This is a genomic window from uncultured Thermus sp. (genome assembly GCF_938010445.1).
Taxonomy (GTDB): domain Bacteria; phylum Deinococcota; class Deinococci; order Deinococcales; family Thermaceae; genus Thermus; species Thermus altitudinis.
Map to the genome: position 1 here is coordinate 1 of NZ_CALLUR010000020.1, position 14,914 is coordinate 14,914.

Annotated in this window: 16 protein-coding genes and 1 pseudogene; 5 read left to right on the forward strand and 12 right to left on the reverse strand. The window is 65.7% G+C overall.

The window, feature by feature from the left end:
- The 3 genes from Q0693_RS00990 to Q0693_RS01000 form a co-directional block, all read right to left on the reverse strand.
- A partial coding sequence (locus Q0693_RS00990; RefSeq protein ID WP_298628471.1) for a long-chain fatty acid--CoA ligase occupies positions 1–1,329 on the reverse strand: 1,329 nt, incomplete at its 3' end.
- A gap of 57 nt (positions 1,330–1,386) precedes the next feature.
- Positions 1,387–2,340 carry an MBL fold metallo-hydrolase gene (locus Q0693_RS00995; RefSeq protein ID WP_298628475.1) on the reverse strand — a complete coding sequence of 318 codons (954 nt, stop codon included), beginning with the start codon at positions 2,338–2,340 and terminating at the stop codon, positions 1,387–1,389.
- Positions 2,337–3,233 (reverse strand): phosphoglucomutase, encoded by an 897-nt coding sequence (locus Q0693_RS01000; RefSeq protein ID WP_298628478.1) that lies wholly within the window; start codon positions 3,231–3,233, stop codon positions 2,337–2,339. Before Q0693_RS01000 ends, Q0693_RS00995 begins: the two co-directional genes overlap by 4 nt.
- 33 nt (positions 3,234–3,266) lie before the next feature.
- Here Q0693_RS01000 and Q0693_RS01005 point away from each other — a divergent pair, with 33 nt between their 5' ends.
- Both Q0693_RS01005 and Q0693_RS01010 read left to right on the forward strand, forming a co-directional pair.
- Positions 3,267–5,375 (forward strand): UvrD-helicase domain-containing protein, encoded by a 2,109-nt coding sequence (locus Q0693_RS01005; RefSeq protein ID WP_298628481.1) that lies wholly within the window; start codon positions 3,267–3,269, stop codon positions 5,373–5,375.
- A 3-nt stretch (positions 5,376–5,378) separates the two neighbouring features.
- On the forward strand, positions 5,379–6,104 hold the full coding sequence (locus Q0693_RS01010; RefSeq protein ID WP_298628484.1) for a hypothetical protein: 726 nt from the start codon (positions 5,379–5,381) through the stop codon (positions 6,102–6,104).
- Here the strand turns inward: Q0693_RS01010 and Q0693_RS01015 are convergent.
- A complete protein-coding gene (locus Q0693_RS01015) occupies positions 6,092–6,502 on the reverse strand; it encodes a disulfide bond formation protein B (protein WP_298628487.1) in 411 nt (136 codons plus the stop codon). The genes Q0693_RS01010 and Q0693_RS01015 overlap by 13 nt on opposite strands.
- Positions 6,503–6,531: 29 nt before the next feature.
- On the opposite strand from Q0693_RS01015, the gene Q0693_RS01020 reads away from it, so the two are divergent.
- Complete coding sequence (locus Q0693_RS01020) at positions 6,532–6,681, forward strand: DUF5522 domain-containing protein (RefSeq protein WP_298628490.1); 150 nt, start codon at positions 6,532–6,534, stop codon at positions 6,679–6,681.
- On the opposite strand, the gene ftsY is transcribed toward Q0693_RS01020, so the two are convergent.
- The 3 genes from ftsY to gltX are packed head-to-tail and all read right to left on the reverse strand — an operon-like array spanning position 6,678 to position 9,478.
- Positions 6,678–7,592 (reverse strand): signal recognition particle-docking protein FtsY, encoded by a 915-nt coding sequence (gene ftsY / locus Q0693_RS01025; RefSeq protein WP_298628492.1) that lies wholly within the window; start codon positions 7,590–7,592, stop codon positions 6,678–6,680. The two genes, Q0693_RS01020 and ftsY, sit on opposite strands and share 4 nt — an antisense overlap.
- Before the next feature lie 27 nt (positions 7,593–7,619).
- Positions 7,620–8,060 (reverse strand): hypothetical protein, encoded by a 441-nt coding sequence (locus Q0693_RS01030; protein WP_298628494.1) that lies wholly within the window; start codon positions 8,058–8,060, stop codon positions 7,620–7,622.
- A gap of 5 nt (positions 8,061–8,065) precedes the next feature.
- Positions 8,066–9,478 carry a glutamate--tRNA ligase gene (gltX, locus tag Q0693_RS01035; protein ID WP_298628496.1) on the reverse strand — a complete coding sequence of 471 codons (1,413 nt, stop codon included), beginning with the start codon at positions 9,476–9,478 and terminating at the stop codon, positions 8,066–8,068.
- 54 nt (positions 9,479–9,532) lie between these two features.
- On the opposite strand from gltX, the gene lptB reads away from it, so the two are divergent.
- Together lptB and Q0693_RS01045 are read left to right on the forward strand one after the other, a co-directional pair.
- On the forward strand, positions 9,533–10,261 hold the full coding sequence (lptB, locus tag Q0693_RS01040) for an LPS export ABC transporter ATP-binding protein (protein ID WP_243030047.1): 729 nt from the start codon (positions 9,533–9,535) through the stop codon (positions 10,259–10,261).
- A 3-nt stretch (positions 10,262–10,264) separates the two neighbouring features.
- Positions 10,265–11,692 (forward strand): DUF3084 domain-containing protein, encoded by a 1,428-nt coding sequence (locus Q0693_RS01045; RefSeq protein WP_298628499.1) that lies wholly within the window; start codon positions 10,265–10,267, stop codon positions 11,690–11,692.
- On the opposite strand, the pseudogene prmC reads toward Q0693_RS01045, so the two are convergent.
- The 5 genes and pseudogenes from prmC to rnpA form a co-directional block, all read right to left on the reverse strand.
- Positions 11,642–12,457 (reverse strand): annotated as a pseudogene (gene prmC, locus Q0693_RS01050) (peptide chain release factor N(5)-glutamine methyltransferase); the annotation flags it as partial. The gene Q0693_RS01045 and the pseudogene prmC sit on opposite strands and share 51 nt — an antisense overlap.
- On the reverse strand, positions 12,420–13,007 hold the full coding sequence (locus Q0693_RS01055) for a R3H domain-containing nucleic acid-binding protein (RefSeq protein WP_298628503.1): 588 nt from the start codon (positions 13,005–13,007) through the stop codon (positions 12,420–12,422). The pseudogene prmC and the gene Q0693_RS01055, both read right to left, overlap by 38 nt.
- A 9-nt stretch (positions 13,008–13,016) precedes the next feature.
- Entirely contained in the window at positions 13,017–14,312 is a 1,296-nt protein-coding gene (locus Q0693_RS01060; protein ID WP_243030051.1) for a YidC/Oxa1 family membrane protein insertase, read from the reverse strand.
- Entirely contained in the window at positions 14,309–14,566 is a 258-nt protein-coding gene (gene yidD, locus Q0693_RS01065; protein ID WP_243028494.1) for a membrane protein insertion efficiency factor YidD, read from the reverse strand. Before yidD ends, Q0693_RS01060 begins: the two co-directional genes overlap by 4 nt.
- Before the next feature lie 5 nt (positions 14,567–14,571).
- The coding region (gene rnpA, locus Q0693_RS01070; protein WP_298628506.1) for a ribonuclease P protein component at positions 14,572–14,914 on the reverse strand (343 nt) is incomplete at its 5' end.

The window sequence follows — 14,914 nt, forward strand, 5'->3', positions numbered from 1 at the left end:
CTTTTTGCGGTCCACGATGTAGAAGTAGCCGTCCTGGTCCATTTTGGCCAGGTCGCCGGTGAAAAGCCAGCCGTCCTTGAGGGCCTTTTGGGTTTCCTCGGGGCGGTTCCAGTAGCCTTTCATGACGTTGGGGCCTTTGACGATGAGCTCCCCCACCTCGCCCAGGGGGACCTCTTTGCCCTCCTCGTCCACCACCTTGGCCTCCACCCCGGGGAAGGGTAGGCCCACGCTACCCAGTTTCCGTGGGCCGTGGAGGGGGTTGCAGTGGGTTACCGGGCTGGCCTCGGTGAGGCCGTAGCCTTCCACCAGCTTGGCCCCGGTGAGCCTTTCAAAGCGCTCGGCCACCTCCACCGGCAGGGGAGCCGAGCCCGAGATGCAGGCCCGCACGCTTTTCAGGTTCCGCCCTTCAATCCCCGGGAAGTTGTTGAAGGCCACGTAGAGGGTGGGCACGCCGGGAAAAAGGGTGACCCGGTGCCTCTCTATGGCCTCCACGATGGGCTTGAGTTCAGGCCGAGGCAGAAGGACCAGCTTGGCAGCGCCCAAAAGGGCCAGGTTCATGGCCACGGTCATGCCGTAGACGTGGAAGAAGGGGATGGCGCCCAGCACCACCTCCTTTCCCTCCTGGAAATCGGGGATCCAGGAGCGGACCTGAAGGGCGTTGCTGGAGAGGTTTCGGTGGGTGAGCATGGCGCCCTTGGCCACCCCGGTGGTGCCCCCGGTGTACTGCAAGAGGGCAAGGTCGTCCAAGTCCAGGGGTATAGGCCGGGGCTGGCCTGGCTTGAGGAAGGTCCGCCAGGGGATGCCCTCCAGGTCCTTGGGAGCCTGACCCTTCCGCTTCAGGGCAAGGGGATAGAGGAGGTTCTTGGGGAAGGGCAGGTAGTCTTGGATACCTGTGCGCACCAGAATCTCCACCGGGGCCTCCGCCTTCACCTCCTGGTAACGGGGGAGGAGGAGGTCCAGGATCACCAGGGCCTTGGCCCCCGAGTCCAGGAGCTGGTGCCGTAGCTCCCGGGGGGTGTACATGGGGTTGGTGTTCACCGCCACCCCCCCGGCCAAAAGGGTGCCGTAGAAGGCGATGACGAACTGGGGGGAGTTGGGCAGCATGATGGCCACCCGGTCCCCAGGCTTCAGGCCCGCCTCCTGCAGGCCTTTGGCGAAGGCCTCCACCTCTTGCCAAAGGCCTCGGTAGCTAAGACTTCGCCCCAGGAACTCCAAGGCCACCTTCTGGGGGTAGCGGCGGGCGTTTTCCTTTAGGAGTTCGGTGAGCAGCCAGGGCCTGGGGGCCTCTTTGGGGACCCCGGGATCGTAGTGGGTGTACCAAGGATGCATGGCACCTCCTTGAACCGGGTCAAAGTTTACCCTCCAGGGATCCTGGGGGCAAGGGTCTTACGCCCGGAAGTACCGGTAGGGAGGTCCTTCGCGCCTCACGTGCCCCTCGAGGCGCAGGTACTCCAAGTGGGCCAGGGTCTCGGCGAAGGCGAAGCGCCGGCCAGGGGCGTCCAGCTCCTGGGGGAAGAGGTTGAGGGAAAGCTCCCAGGCGGTCTTGGGTGTGTCCAGGAGGGTGGCTAGGGTCTCCAGGCGCTCCTGGTGGTGGGCCCTTAGTTCCTGGACCCGTTTCCGCACCTGGGGGATGGGGCCGAAATGCCCGGCGTAGGCCACCCGCACCGGGAGCTCCTCCAGGCGGTCTAGGGAGGCCAGGAAGTCCTTCAGGGGATTCTCCCGGGTGTAGGCCCATAGGCCCACGTTGGGGGAGACCCGCTCCAAGAGGGCATCCCCCGCCAGCAAGACCCCCTCTTCCTCCAGGAAGAAGGCCACGTGTCCGTCCGCGTGGCCGGGGGTCCAGACCACCCTAAGCCTCCTGCCGGCCACTTCCAGCAGGTCCCCATCCCTCAGGGACAGGGGGTTTTGCGGCGGGTGGACCCGCTCCCGGGTCTTGGCCATGGTCTCCTGGATGCCGCAAAGGGCCTCCTCCGGGGTGCCGTGGTCCAGGAAAAGCCGCCAGCTTTGCTCCGCAAAGGCCTCGGGCTGGAGCCAGAAGAGGTGGCCCCGCCCTAGCTCCTCCTCGTGCAAATGGACCCGGGCCCCAAGCCCCTCAAAAAAGCCCGCCAGCCCGTAGTGGTCCGGGTGGTGGTGGGTGAGGAGGACGGTCTTGACATCGGGAAAACAAAGGCCCAGTTCCGCCAGGCTTAGCTCCAGGGTCCCCCGGGCGGTCTTGGTGCCCAAGGCGGTGTCCAGAAGGGCTACTTCCCCGTTGCCCTTGAAGAGGTAGAGGTTCACCGTCTTTAGGGGGTAGGGGATGGGCACGGGGATCTGGTAAAGCCCAGGGAGAAGCTCTTTCATAGGAGCTTCCCCAAGAGGAGCAAGGCGGCCAAGAAGGGGTCGGGTTCCTCGAGGTGCCAGGGGAAGAGGTAGCCACCTTGGCCATCCCCCCGGACCTCTTTCCCTTCCAGGGCTTCCTCGAGGGCCTTCAGGACCTCCTCTGGAGGGAGAACCTCCCCCCCGGGAAGGACGGCAGCCAGGCGGTCCGCATCCCCATCCAGGGCCAGGCCCACCGCCGGGGGTTCCACGGCTCTCATGAGGGCGAGGAGGGTAGGGAGGTTGTCCGGCTTGGGGTCGGGGTCCACCCCGTAGAAGAGGGGGTGGGGGAGGGGGTGAAGCTCGCGAAGCTCCGCCTCGAGGCCCAAAAGCCCAAAGACCCCCGGCATAAGGCCACCCCCGGCACCCCCTAGGGTGTCCAGGTAGACCACACCCTTCTTCCCCTTGGCCCCCTGGCCGGCGTTCCCTGCCAGGTGCTCCAGGTAGGCCTTTTTCCGGTCCAGGAGCTGGAAGCTCCCCCGGGCCTCAAGGGCCTTTTCCGGGAGGGGGACCTCCTGGCCGGAGAGGGGTTTCCCCGGCCCGAGGCGGAGCTTCACCCCTTGGTAGCGGGCGGGCTTGCGGCTTGCGGTGAGGTAGAACCCGGCCGCCTCCATCTCCTTTAGGGCGAAGCCGAAAAGGGGCAAAGGGGAAGGCCCCTTTAGGAGATACGCCTCCAGGCCAAGGCCCGCCAGCACCCCTGCCGCTTCCTCGGCCATCTCCTTGGCCAGGAAACGGGTGTCGTGGGCCACCACCACCTGGTCTATCCCCTCCGCCCTGGCCCGCTCCCCAAACCCCGCGGCCAGCCTGGCCACCTGGGCGAAGGTGAAGCCCTTAGCCATCTCTCCCAAAAACCCATCCTGCGTGGGGTAGAGCTCCATGCCTAAGAGTCTACCCCGTGGTAGACTCGGCCCGTGGACGCCCCTTTGACCCAGCCCTCGGAAGAGGCGCTCCTCTCCTCCCTGAATGAGGCCCAACGCCAGGCGGTCTTGCACTTTGAGGGGCCAGCTTTGGTGGTGGCGGGGGCGGGAAGCGGCAAGACCCGCACCGTGGTCCACCGGGTGGCCTACCTCATGGCCAAGCGGGGGGTGTACCCCTCGGAGATCCTGGCGGTCACCTTCACCAACAAGGCCGCCGAGGAGATGAAGGAGCGCCTTAGGCGCATGGTGAAAGGAGCGGGAGAGCTTTGGGTTTCCACCTTCCACTCCGCGGCCTTGCGCATCCTTAGGGTCTATGGGGAAAGGGTGGGGCTTAGGCCGGGTTTTGTGGTCTACGACGAGGACGACCAGACCGCCCTCCTCAAGGAGGTGCTAAAGGAGCTGGGCCTTGCCGCCCGTCCCGGGCCCATCAAAGGCCTTCTGGACCGGGCCAAGAACCGGGGGGAGGCACCCGAGTCCCTCCTTTCCGAGCTTCCCGACTACTACGCCGGGCTTAGCCGGGGAAGGCTTTTGGATGTGCTGAAGCGCTACGAGGAGGCCCTAAGGGCCCAGGGGGCCTTGGACTTTGGGGACATCCTCCTCTATGCCCTGCGCCTTCTGGAGGAGGACCGGGAGGTCTTGAAGCGGGTGAGGAAGCGGGCCCGGTTCATCCACGTGGACGAGTACCAGGACACCAACCCTGTGCAGTACCGCTTCACCAAGCTTTTGGCGGGGGAGGAGGCCAACCTCATGGCCGTGGGGGACCCGGACCAGGGGATCTACTCCTTCCGCGCCGCCGACATCAAGAACATCCTGGACTTTACCCGGGACTTCCCCGGGGCCAAGGTGTACCGCCTCGAGGAAAACTACCGCTCCACCGAGGCCATCCTGCGCTTTGCCAACGCCCTCATCGTCCATAACGCCCTCCGCCTGGAAAAGACCCTGAGGCCGGTGAAGCCGGGGGGGGAGCCCGTGCGCCTCTATAGGGCTAAGGACGCCCGGGACGAGGCCCGCTTCGTGGCCGAGGAGATCGGGCGCCTGGGGCCCCCCTTGGACCGGGTGGCGGTGCTCTACCGCACCAACGCCCAAAGCCGCCTCCTGGAGCAGGCCCTGGCCTCCCGGGGGATCCCGGCCCGGGTGGTGGGCGGGGTGGGGTTCTTTGAGCGGGCGGAGGTGAAGGACCTCCTGGCCTACGCCCGCCTGAGCCTAAACCCCCTGGACGGGGTAAGCCTGAAGCGGGTCCTGAACACCCCCCCGAGGGGCATCGGCCCGGCCACGGTGGAGAAGGTGGAGGCCCTGGCCAGGGAAAGGGGCCTTCCCCTCTTTGAGGCGTTGAAGGTGGCGGCGGAAAGCCTTTCCCGTCCCCTTCCCCTGCGCCACTTCCTGGCCCTTATGGAGGAGCTTCAGGAGCTGGCCTTTGGCCCTGCGGAAGGGTTTTTCCGCCACCTCCTCGAGGCCACCGACTACCCCGCCTACCTTAAGGAGGCCTACCCCGAGGACTACGAGGACCGGCTGGAGAACGTGGAGGAGCTCTTAAGGGCCGCCAAGGAGGCGGAGGGGCTTATGGAGTTCCTGGACAGGGTGGCCCTTACCGCCCGGGCCGAGGAGCCTGGGGAGCCTGGGGGTAAGGTGGCCCTCATGACCCTGCACAACGCCAAGGGCCTGGAGTTCCCCGTGGTCTTCGTGGTGGGGGTGGAGGAGGGGCTGTTGCCCCACCGTTCCTCCTGGAACACCTCAGAAGGCGTGGAGGAGGAAAGGCGCCTCTTCTACGTGGGGGTGACCCGGGCCCAGGAGAGGCTTTACCTCTCCTATGCCGAGGAAAGGGAGGTCTACGGGCGCCTGGAGCCCAGCCGGCCAAGCCGCTTCCTGGAGGAGGTGGATGGGGGGCTGTATGAGGAATACGACCCCTACCCTACCCCCTCCAGGACGCCCCCGCTCCACCGGCCCAAGCCCGGGGCCTTTAAGGGCGGGGAAAGGGTAGTCCACCCCCGCTTTGGCCCGGGCACGGTGGTGGCGGCCATGGGGGATGAGGTGACCGTGCACTTTGAAGGGGTGGGCCTGAAGCGGCTTTCCCTAAAGTACGCGGACCTAAGGCCCCTGGGGTGAGGCATGCGGCCCGAGTACCACAAAACCCGCCCTTTGGCCTTTCTCTACCGGGCTCCTTCCCCCCTTTTTGACCGCTTGGCGGCGGAGGTGGCCACGGCCCGGCTTCCCCTTTTCCCCTATCCGGTAGAGGCCCAAGACCCCTGGGCCTTGCTCTCCTGCCTGGGGCCCCTGGGCCTGGCGGGGGCGGTCTTGGCGGAGGCTATGCCCCCGCCCGAGAAACCTCCCCTGAGCCTCTTCCTGGAGCCCGAGGCCAAGGAAGCGGGGCTGGTGGACCTTCTGCTGCCCCGGGTGGGGGGGGTCGCTGGGCAGTATACGGAAGGCTTGGCCCTGGAACGGCTTCTTTCCACCCACTTCCCCGGGGCCAAGGGGCTTTGGCTGGGGCCCTTACGGCCCTCCTTGGCCCCTTTTCTCAGGCCCTTGGCCCAGGTTTCCGTGGTGGCCGGAAGCTTCGCCGAGGGGGATCGCTTCCTTTCCCGCCTGCCGGAAAGGGCCCGGGGGCATGTGGCCCTAAGGCCGGAGGAGGTGAGGGCCCTTTCCCTAAAGGTGGACGTGATCCTCTATGCCGGCGGGCGGCTCAGCCTGGAGGTCCTCCAGCCCTTTCACGCCCTTCTGGCCCTGGCCCCGGTGGAGAGGGGATTCTGGGAGAGGGTGCAGGTGGTCTATCCCCCGGAGGACCTCCTGCTCTTTAGGGTGAGGGGGGTCCTCGAGGCGCTCGGCTATCCCCTTTGACGGGCCTCTCGGGCCAGAAGCCCCATGCTAAGGGCGATCAGGATGAAGGCCATCAGGGCCTGCAAGGGGATGGGGAACTGGGGTATGTACTCCACGTTGCAGGGCACCGGGGGCTTGCAGGCCAGGGTGAAGAGGTCGGGGAAGCGCTGCTCTAGGAGGTGCAGGGCGCTAAACCCGGCTCCCACCAGGGAAAGGGCCAGGCTATAGGGCCAGACAGCGAGGTCCTGCCGCCAAAGGGCGAGGCCCAGGAGGACGGCCTGGGGGTACATGAAGATCCTTTGGTACCAGCAGAGCTCGCAGGGCAAAAAAAGCCGCACCTCGGAGTAGTAAAGGCTTCCCAAGGTGGCCACCAAGGCCACCACCCAGGCGAAGGCGAGCAGGAGAAGGCCGCGGTTCATGGGGTGAGCATACCGCTAGACTAAGGCCCATGGCGGAAGCCGAACTCCAAGAGGGCGAAGACTTCTATTGGGAGGAGGGGCGGATGGTTTTCACGGAGGCTTATCTCCGCAAACGGGGGCATTGCTGCGGCACGGGTTGTCGCCACTGCCCCTGGCCTAAGGGGGAAGAGGAAGCTTAAGCTTCCAATAGCGCCTCCACAAAGGCCTCCGCGTCAAAGGGCTGGAGGTCGTCAGGGCCTTCCCCCACCCCGATGAACTTGATGGGCACCCTTAGGGTGCGCACGATGGGGATGAGGACCCCGCCCTTGGCGGTGCCGTCCAGCTTGGTGACGATCACCCCGGTAAGCCCCACCGCCTCGTGGAAGCGCTTGGCCTGTTCCAGGCCGTTTTGCCCGGTGACGGCGTCCAGCACCAGCCAAACCTCTTTGGGCTCCCCGGGGTCTGCCTTGGCGATGGCCCGCTTCACCTTTTTTAGCTCCTCCATGAGGTTGTGTTTGGTGTGGAGGCGGCCTGCGGTGTCCACCAGGAGGAGATCGTAACCCCGGGCCTTGCGGGCGCTGGCGGCATCAAAGGCCAAGGCGGCGGGGTCGGCGCCTTCCGGCCCTTGGATCACGGGGATGTCCAGGCGTTTCCCCCATTCGGAAAGCTGAGCCCCCCCGGCGGCGCGGAAGGTGTCCCCGGCGCAGAACATGACCTTCTTGCCCAGGTTTCGGTAGTAGCGGCCCAGCTTGGCGATGGTGGTGGTCTTGCCCACCCCGTTCACCCCCACCATGAGGACCACGTGCCCCTGGGGTTCTATGGGCTTGGGGTTTTGCGGCCGGAAGCCGAGTTTCCTTAGGGTGGCCCGGCGCTCGTCCGGCTCCAGCATCTGCACGAGCTTCTCCTTGACCGCCTCCTTCAGGTCCTTCCGCCCCGAGGCCTTCACCTCGGCGAGGAGCTCTTCGGTGGCCTCGAGGCCCACATCGGCGGCCAGGAGGGCCATCTCCAGCTCCTCCAAGACCTCCTCGGGGTTCCCCCCCCAGGGGATGGCCTTGAGGAGCGTTTCCCGGGTTTTGGCCAGTCCGGCCTTTAGTCGGTCAAAAAAGCCCATGGATTCCCTTGGCGCCGGTTTTTAGGCCTAACGGAAGCTCACCCCCAAGGCGAACTGCCAGACCTTGGGGAAGTCGGCGAAGCCATAAACGTAGGTGGCCTCCAGGAAAAGGCCCGTGAAGGGGTCCAGAAGCCCCTCCAACCCCCCGGTAAAGCTCACCCCAGCGGTAAGGCTTGGCCCCACCACCGCGCTGAGCCCCCCGCCGAAGTAGGGGAGGAGGCCTGCCAAGGTGGGGTCGTACTGGCCTAGGTCGGGCTTGAAGTGGAGGGCGGCCTCGAGGGCCACCCCTGGGGGTTCCGGAGCCAGCATGGCGGCAAGCCGGCCCGAGAGGTTCTGCCTCAGGCGATTTTCCAGCCCGGCTCCAAAGGTCAGGCCCAGACCTTCCCCGTAGCCAAAGCGCATCTGGATGGCCGTTTGGGCGTAGGCTAGGCCAAGGAGGGCGGCAAGGAGGAGAAGAGCCCGCTTCATGGCCCTCAGTATACCCCTAGGGCCCGTTCCAGGCGGGAAAGTACCCGCTCCTTGCCCAATAGGGCCATGATCTCAAAAAGCCCCGGGGTTTCCAGGCTTCCCGTGAGGGCCGCCCTTAAGGGCTGGGCCACCTGGCCAAGCTTGAGGCCTTTTTCCTGGGCCAAGCCCCGGAGAAGGGCGTCCAAGGCGGCCTCGCTCCAGTCCTCCTGGGCCCTTAGCCGGGCCTCCACCTCCTTTAGGATGGGAAGGCCTTCCCGCAGCTTCTCCAGGGCTTTGTCCGCAAAGGGGTAGTCCTCGCTGAAGAGGTACGGGGCCTTTTGCGGAAGTTCCTTCAAGGTGTCAAACCGGGGACGCATGAGCTCCACCGCCCGCCTTAAATAGGCCTCGTCCGGCCAAGAGAGCCCCGCTTCTCTCAGGAAGGGCTTCACCCTTTCCGCCACCTCCTCCAGGGGGAGGACCTCGCGGATGTACTTGCCGTTGAGCCAGCGCAGCTTCTCCAGGTCAAAGACCGGACCCCCCAGGGAAACCCGCTCCCAGGTGAAGGCCTGGATGAGCTCCTCCAGGGTGAAGACCTCCCGCCCATCGGGCATGGAGAAGCCCATGAGGGCCAGGTAGTTGCGTAGGGCCTCGGGCAAAAAGCCTTCGGCCCGGTACCACTCCAAGGAGGTGTGGCTTTTCCGCTTGCTGATCTTGGTCTTGTCCGGATTTCTCAGGAGGGGCATGTGGTAGAACTTGGGCACCTCCCAGCCAAAGGCCTGGTAGAGGAGGACGTGGATGGGGGTGGAAACCAGCCACTCCTCAGCCCGGATCACGTCCGTCACCCCCATGAGGTGGTCGTCCACCACGTTGGCCAGGTGGTAGGTGGGGTAGCCGTCGGACTTGAGGAGGACCACGTCAGGGATCTCCCCGTTGTCGTAGACCACCACCCCCCTAAGTTCGTCCTTCACCTCCGTGGTGCCGGGCCTGGGCACCTTAAGGCGGATCACGTGGGGCTCGCCCCTTTTGGCCCGTTCCTCCGCTTCCTCAGGAGGGATGTTCCGGGCGCGGCCGTCGTAGCCCCCCTTCTCCTTGCGGATCCTTTCCAACTCCTCGGGGGTTTCAAAGGCCCGGTAGGCCCATCCCCGCCTTAGGAGCTCCTCGGCGTGTTCCCGGTAAAGGGGAAGCCTTTCCGACTGGCGATAGGGCCCGTGGGGCCCGCCGATGTCGGGGCCTTCGTCGTAGGGGATGCCAAGCCACTTTAGGGCGGCCAGGATGCGTTCCTCCGCCCCCGGCACATAGCGGGTGCGGTCGGTGTCCTCTATGCGCACCAGGAAACGGCCCCCGTTTTTCTTAGCCCACACGTAGTTGAAAAGGGCGATATACGCTGTCCCCACATGGGGGTCCCCCGTGGGGCTTGGGGCGATGCGGGTCACCACCATACCTCGCCCATTATCTCACCCAGGGCTAAAGGTTGGGCCTTACCCTGGGAGGTAATGGACGGGGAGCTTTTGGCCAAGGGGTTGCGCAAGCGCTACGGCCCCAGGGAGGTGGTGCGGGGGGTGGACCTGAGCCTCAAGCGGGGGGAGATCGTGGCCCTCTTCGGCCCCAACGGGGCGGGGAAGACCACCACCTTCTACATGGTGGTGGGGTTTATCCGGCCTACTGCGGGGAGCATTTTTCTGAAAGGGCAGGAGGTGGGCCGCCTCCCCATGTACCGCCGGGCCCGGCTGGGCCTGGGGTATCTCCCCCAGGAGCCCTCCGCCTTTCGGCGCATGACCGTTTTGGAAAACCTCCTGGCCGTTTTGGAGTTCCAGCCCCTTTCCCGCAAGGAGCAGCTGGAGAAGGCCAAGGCCCTTTTGGAGGAGCTTTCCATCTACCACCTCAAGGACCAGATGGCCTACGCCCTTTCCGGGGGGGAAAGAAGGCGGCTGGAGATGGCCAGAGCCCTTTGTACCGACCCAGACTTCATCCTTCTGGACGAACCCTTCACCGGAGTGGACCCGAAAAACGTGAAGGAGATCCAAAAGGTCATCGCTGAACTTCGGGAGAGGCGGGGGGTGGGGGTGTTCATCACCGACCACGCGGTGCGGGAGACCCTGGCCATCACCGACCGGGTCTATGTGATGTACGATGGCCAGATCCTCTTCCACGGCGACCCCGAGACCTTTGCCCGGGACCAGGGGGTGAGGAGGCACTACCTGGGGGAAGACTACGAGCTTTAGGCCATGACCTTCTGGGCCCTTCTCTTTCTGATCCTTTTCCTGGCGGCCCTTGTGGCCTACCTGGGGGACAAGGTGGCCAAGTGGGCGGGGAAGCGCCACTACCGCCTCTTTGGCCTAAGGCCCCGGCAGACGGCCACCCTGGTGGCGGTCCTCACGGGGGTGGGGATCGCCCTAATCAGCTACCTGGGGTTTCTCCTGGTGTTCCGGGAGGCTAGGGAGGTGATCCTCGAGGCCCAGGCCATCCGCGCCGAGCGGGACCAGCTTAGAAGGGAGCAGCAGGTCCTTTTGCAGGCCAAGGCGGCCATGGAGGCCGAGGCCAGCAGGGCCTTGGCGGAACTCAACGCCCTGAGGGAGGAAAGGAGAACCCTGGTCCAGGCCCTGGAGCAGGCAGGAAGGGTGCGGAGGCGCCTGGAGGAGGAGGCCAAGGCCCTGGCCTCCCAGGTCCAGGCCCTGGAGGGGGAGAGGGAGACCCTCCTTAAGGAGCGGGCGGCCCTACAGGCGGAGCGCCAGGCCCTGGCCCAGCTTCTGGAGGAAAGAAACCAAGAGCTGGCCAAGAAGACGGCGGAGCTTACGGAGAAGGCTCGGGAACTCAAAGCCTTGGAGCAGCGCTTGACCGTCCTCCAGGAGGCGGCCAAGCGGGCGGAGGCGGAAAAAGCCCGTTTCACCGAGGAAAAGAGGCGTTTGCAGGGGGATGTGCTTCAGGCCCTCGCCCGCTTGGAGGAAACCCGACGGGAGCGCCAGGCCCTGGCCCAGGAGGCCGAGGCTCTTAAGGCCAGCCTGGCCAAGGCCCGGGAGGAGCTTCGCCAGACGGAAGAACGGGTGCGGAGCCTTCTGGTGCAGGCCGAGGTGCTTCAGGGAGAACGGGGCCAGCTTTCCCAAAGCCTCGTCCGCCTGAGCCAAGGCCTCTACCTGGGGGAGGTGCGCCTGGGGGCGGAGGAGGGGAGGGAGGCCCTGGAGCGGGTGGCGGAGCGGCGGGCCCGGCTGCAGGGTTTCCGGGGCGTGGAGCTTGTGGGAGAGGCCACGGGCCCAGGCCTGGCGGTGCTGGAGGGAGCTGGGTACCAGGAGGGGAGGCTTCTGGTGCGGGTGCGCTTCTATCCGGAGCGCCGGGCCTTTGTCCAGGGGGAGGTGCTGGCGGCCCGCACCTTCCGCCTATCCACCCCGGCCCGGGATCAGGAGGTCCTGGAGGCCCTGGGGGAGGCCGTGAGGAAAAGGCTTTTGGAGGCGGGTTTTCCCCCAGAGTACGCCACCTTTCCCTCACCGGAGGAGCTGGCCCGGGGGCTTAACCTCCTTCAGGGAAGGAGGGGAGTGGTGCGGGTGGGGGTGGTGGCGGCCAAGGAGGCGTGGACCACGGAAAAGCCTCTGCTTTCCTTCCAGCTCCTAGGCGGGCCGCCGGGCCCGGAGGTACCGGTCCCGACCCGCCAGGTCCCGTAGCACCTCCACATCTACCCATCCCTTGGCCTTAAGTTCCTCAGCCAGGAGGTGGACGTTTTCCGGGGCCAGTTCCAGGAGGAGAAACCCGCCCGGCTTGAGGGCCTGCCAGGCCTCCTGGGCCAGGGGCTGGGCCACATCCAGCCCCTGCCTTCCCGCATAGAGGGCCAGGGGGCTTTCCCAGGCCAGTTCCCGGGGAGCTTGGGCCCGGTAGGCCTCGGGCAGGTAGGGGGGGTTGGAGACCAGGAGGTCCAGATCCTTCAACCCACCGGTGAGGGGAACCTGGAGGAAGGCCACCTGCAGGCCCAGCCTGTGGGCGTTCTCCCGGGCTAAGGCCAGGGCCTCGGGATCGGTGTCCGTGGCCCACACCTGGGCCTCCGGAAGGTGTTTTTTTAGGGCAAGGGCGATGGCCCCGGTACCCGTGCCCACGTCCAGGATGCGGGGGGCATGGGGCAAGGGGAGGCTTAGGGCCAGCTCCACCAGGCCTTCCGTTTCCGGGCGGGGGATGAGGACCCCTTGGGCCACCTTGAGGGGCAGGCCAAAAAACTCCACCTCCCCTAGAAGGTACTGCAGGGGATAGCCCGCAAGGCGCCTTTCCAAGAGGGTCAGGGCTTTTTCTTCCGTACCTGGGGGTGGGGCTTGGGAGAGATGGAGGAGAAGCTCCTTGCGGGAAAGGCCCGAGGCCAAGGCCAACAGGTCCAGGGCCTCCCCTTCGGGAAGCCCTGCGGTCCTAAGCCTCTCCTGGAGTTCCCGCAGGAGCCTGACCACGGGGGTAGACCACCACGTGCCGCTCCTCCCCCTCCCCTTGGCTTTCCGTGGTCACCTGGGGGTGGTTTTTGAGGAGCATGTGCACGATGCGGCGCTCGGAGGGGCGCATGGGGGGAAGGTGCAAGGGCTCCTGGGTCATGGCCACGGTGAGGGCCGCCTCCTCGGCGATCTTGCGGATCTTTTCCTCCTGGCGCTTGCGGTAGCCGGCGGCGTCCAGGACCACCCGGTAGGCCCCGCCGAAATGCTTGGCCAGCACCACCCCGGCCAGGTACTCCACCGCCTTCAGGGTGCGCCCCTCCTTGCCGATGAAGCGCCCCAGGTCCCCGCCCTTGACCTCAGCCTTGAGGACGTTGCCTTCCTGGCGGACCTCCACGTAATGGGCGGGGTCCAGCCGCAGGAGAAGCCCCACCAGGAAGTTTTCCAGCACCTCCTTGGGCCCTCTTTCTGGGGGCTCCTTGCCTGCCTCCTTTAGCTCCACCTCCACTGGGGCTTCCTCCAGCACCCCCAGGTCGGAGAGGAGGTCGTCAATGCTCTTTTTCTTCTCGTCCATGCCCTCAGTTTACGCCGCCAAGGGCTTAAGGCTCTTGTTGATGAGCCACTGCTGCACCAAGCCGATCAGGTTGGAAAGGACCCAGTAGAGGGTCACCCCCGAGGGGAACTGCAGGACCAGGAAGATGAAGATCAGGTTCATGAAAAGGCTCTGCCGGATCAGGTCCTTGTTGCCGTGGGCGGAAAGCCAGGTGGAGAGGAAGGTGGAGGCCACGTAGAGGGCGGGGAGGATGTAGAAGGGGTCGGGGAGGGCCAGGTCGGGGATCCAGAGGAGGCCTTGGCCGAACTCGTAGTTGGCGATCACCTTCCAGAGGATGAAGAGGATGGGCATCTGGAGGAAGAGGGGCAGGCAGCCGGCGGCGGGGTTCACCTTGTGCTCCTGGTAGAGCTTCATGGTGGCCTCCGCCCGCTTGTTGGGGTCGTCCTTGTACTTCTCGTTGATCTTCTGGATGAGGGGCTGGAGGCGTTGCATCTCCGCCATGCTCTTGAACTGCTGGTGCATGAGGGGCCAAAGGAGGAGGCGCACCACCAGGGTCAGGAAGAGGATGGCCAGGCCCCAGCTACCCGTATAGCGGAAGGCCACCTCCATGAGCCAGAGGAGGCCCAAGGAGAGCTGTCCCCAGATGTTGGGGGCAAAGAGGCCAGGGAGGGGAAGAAGGCCTTCCACGTGGAAGCGGACCAGCTCGTTCTGCCCCCCGTAAAGCCTCAGGGTTTCCCCGGGAGCGAGGGTGAGGGTCCCCTCCTTGCCCACCAGTTTCCCCGCCAAGGGTTTCTCGGCAAAGGCCACCAGGGCGTACCCCGCCTTGGGCTTGGTCTGCCAGGCTAGGTAGACCATGGGACCCTCCCCGCTTGGGGTAGGTTCCTTTTGGCCCTCCAGGAGCACCTTGGGGCTTCCTTGGGCAGAAAGCCTTAGGGTGAGGGGGAAGTCGGCGGTAATCTGGACGGTGTAGCGGCCCTTTTCTATGCGGTAGGTGAGGGTGCCCTCTGCGCCTTGGAAACGGGCCAGGAGGCGGCCATCCTGCAGCAAAAACTCCGTCCTTTCCGGGGTGAAGCCCATGGGGGCTACCACGGGGCCATTGGTGGAGAGGTTAGGGGCCCGGGTGTAGTCGTTGAAGGCCGTGCCCTTGTAGGTCTTCACGTACCAGCCCACCACCTGGCCCTTTTGGTCAAAGGCCAGGTCCATGAGGTTGGTGACGGCCACCTTTTCCGGCACCCCGTCCCCGTTTACGTCCTGGTCCTTGAAGCCCGCCTCGAGGGCCATGGCGCTTAGGCCGAGCAGGAAAAGGAGGGGTAAAAGCCTTTTCATCTTGCCTCCTTCTGGGTCTTGACGGTGCTCCTGGGTGGGAAGACCAAGGGCACCGGGTCCAGCCCCCCAGGGTGCAGGGGATGGCACTTCAGGATGCGCCTGGCGGCCAGGTAGCTACCCCATAAGGCGCCATGGCGCTCCAGGGCCTCGAGGGCATAGGCGGAACAGGTGGGGTGGAAGCGGCAGGTCCTGGGTTTGAGGGGGGAGATGAACCTGCGGTAGGCCTTAACCAAAAGGATCAGTACGCCGCGCACGCCGCCTATTGTATCAGCCCGCTCTTCTTGAGGGCGCGGGTGAGGTCCTGGAAGAGTTCAGCATAGGTGGCCTCCCGGGCCTCGGGGCTGGCGATCACCAGGAGGTGGGCCTTGGGGAGGTGGAGGCGGCGGAGGATCTCCCTCAGGCGGCGCTTGATGCGGTTGCGCACCACTGCCTTGCCCACCTTCTTGGACACCACGATCCCTACCCGTAGCTGGGCGGCGGGGAGCCACTTGACGTTTACAAAACGGCCCCGCCCAGCACGGCCTTGGCGGAGCCTCTGAAAGGCGCGATCGCCCTTTAGGGAAAGGAGTCTGCCCCCCTTAGGGGGGGCAGGCCTTAGGCGT

Coding starts and splice junctions, on each gene's coding strand:
- Q0693_RS00995 (WP_298628475.1), bottom strand. CDS start 2,340: ATGAAAGAGCTTCTCCCTGGGCTTTACCAGATCCCCGTGCCCATCCCC.
- Q0693_RS01000 (WP_298628478.1), bottom strand. CDS start 3,233: ATGGAGCTCTACCCCACGCAGGATGGGTTTTTGGGAGAGATGGCTAAG.
- Q0693_RS01010 (WP_298628484.1), top strand. CDS start 5,379: ATGCGGCCCGAGTACCACAAAACCCGCCCTTTGGCCTTTCTCTACCGG.
- Q0693_RS01015 (WP_298628487.1), bottom strand. CDS start 6,502: ATGAACCGCGGCCTTCTCCTGCTCGCCTTCGCCTGGGTGGTGGCCTTG.
- Q0693_RS01020 (WP_298628490.1), top strand. CDS start 6,532: ATGGCGGAAGCCGAACTCCAAGAGGGCGAAGACTTCTATTGGGAGGAG.
- ftsY (WP_298628492.1), bottom strand. CDS start 7,592: ATGGGCTTTTTTGACCGACTAAAGGCCGGACTGGCCAAAACCCGGGAA.
- Q0693_RS01030 (WP_298628494.1), bottom strand. CDS start 8,060: ATGAAGCGGGCTCTTCTCCTCCTTGCCGCCCTCCTTGGCCTAGCCTAC.
- gltX (WP_298628496.1), bottom strand. CDS start 9,478: ATGGTGGTGACCCGCATCGCCCCAAGCCCCACGGGGGACCCCCATGTG.
- lptB (WP_243030047.1), top strand. CDS start 9,533: ATGGACGGGGAGCTTTTGGCCAAGGGGTTGCGCAAGCGCTACGGCCCC.
- Q0693_RS01045 (WP_298628499.1), top strand. CDS start 10,265: ATGACCTTCTGGGCCCTTCTCTTTCTGATCCTTTTCCTGGCGGCCCTT.
- Q0693_RS01055 (WP_298628503.1), bottom strand. CDS start 13,007: ATGGACGAGAAGAAAAAGAGCATTGACGACCTCCTCTCCGACCTGGGG.
- Q0693_RS01060 (WP_243030051.1), bottom strand. CDS start 14,312: ATGAAAAGGCTTTTACCCCTCCTTTTCCTGCTCGGCCTAAGCGCCATG.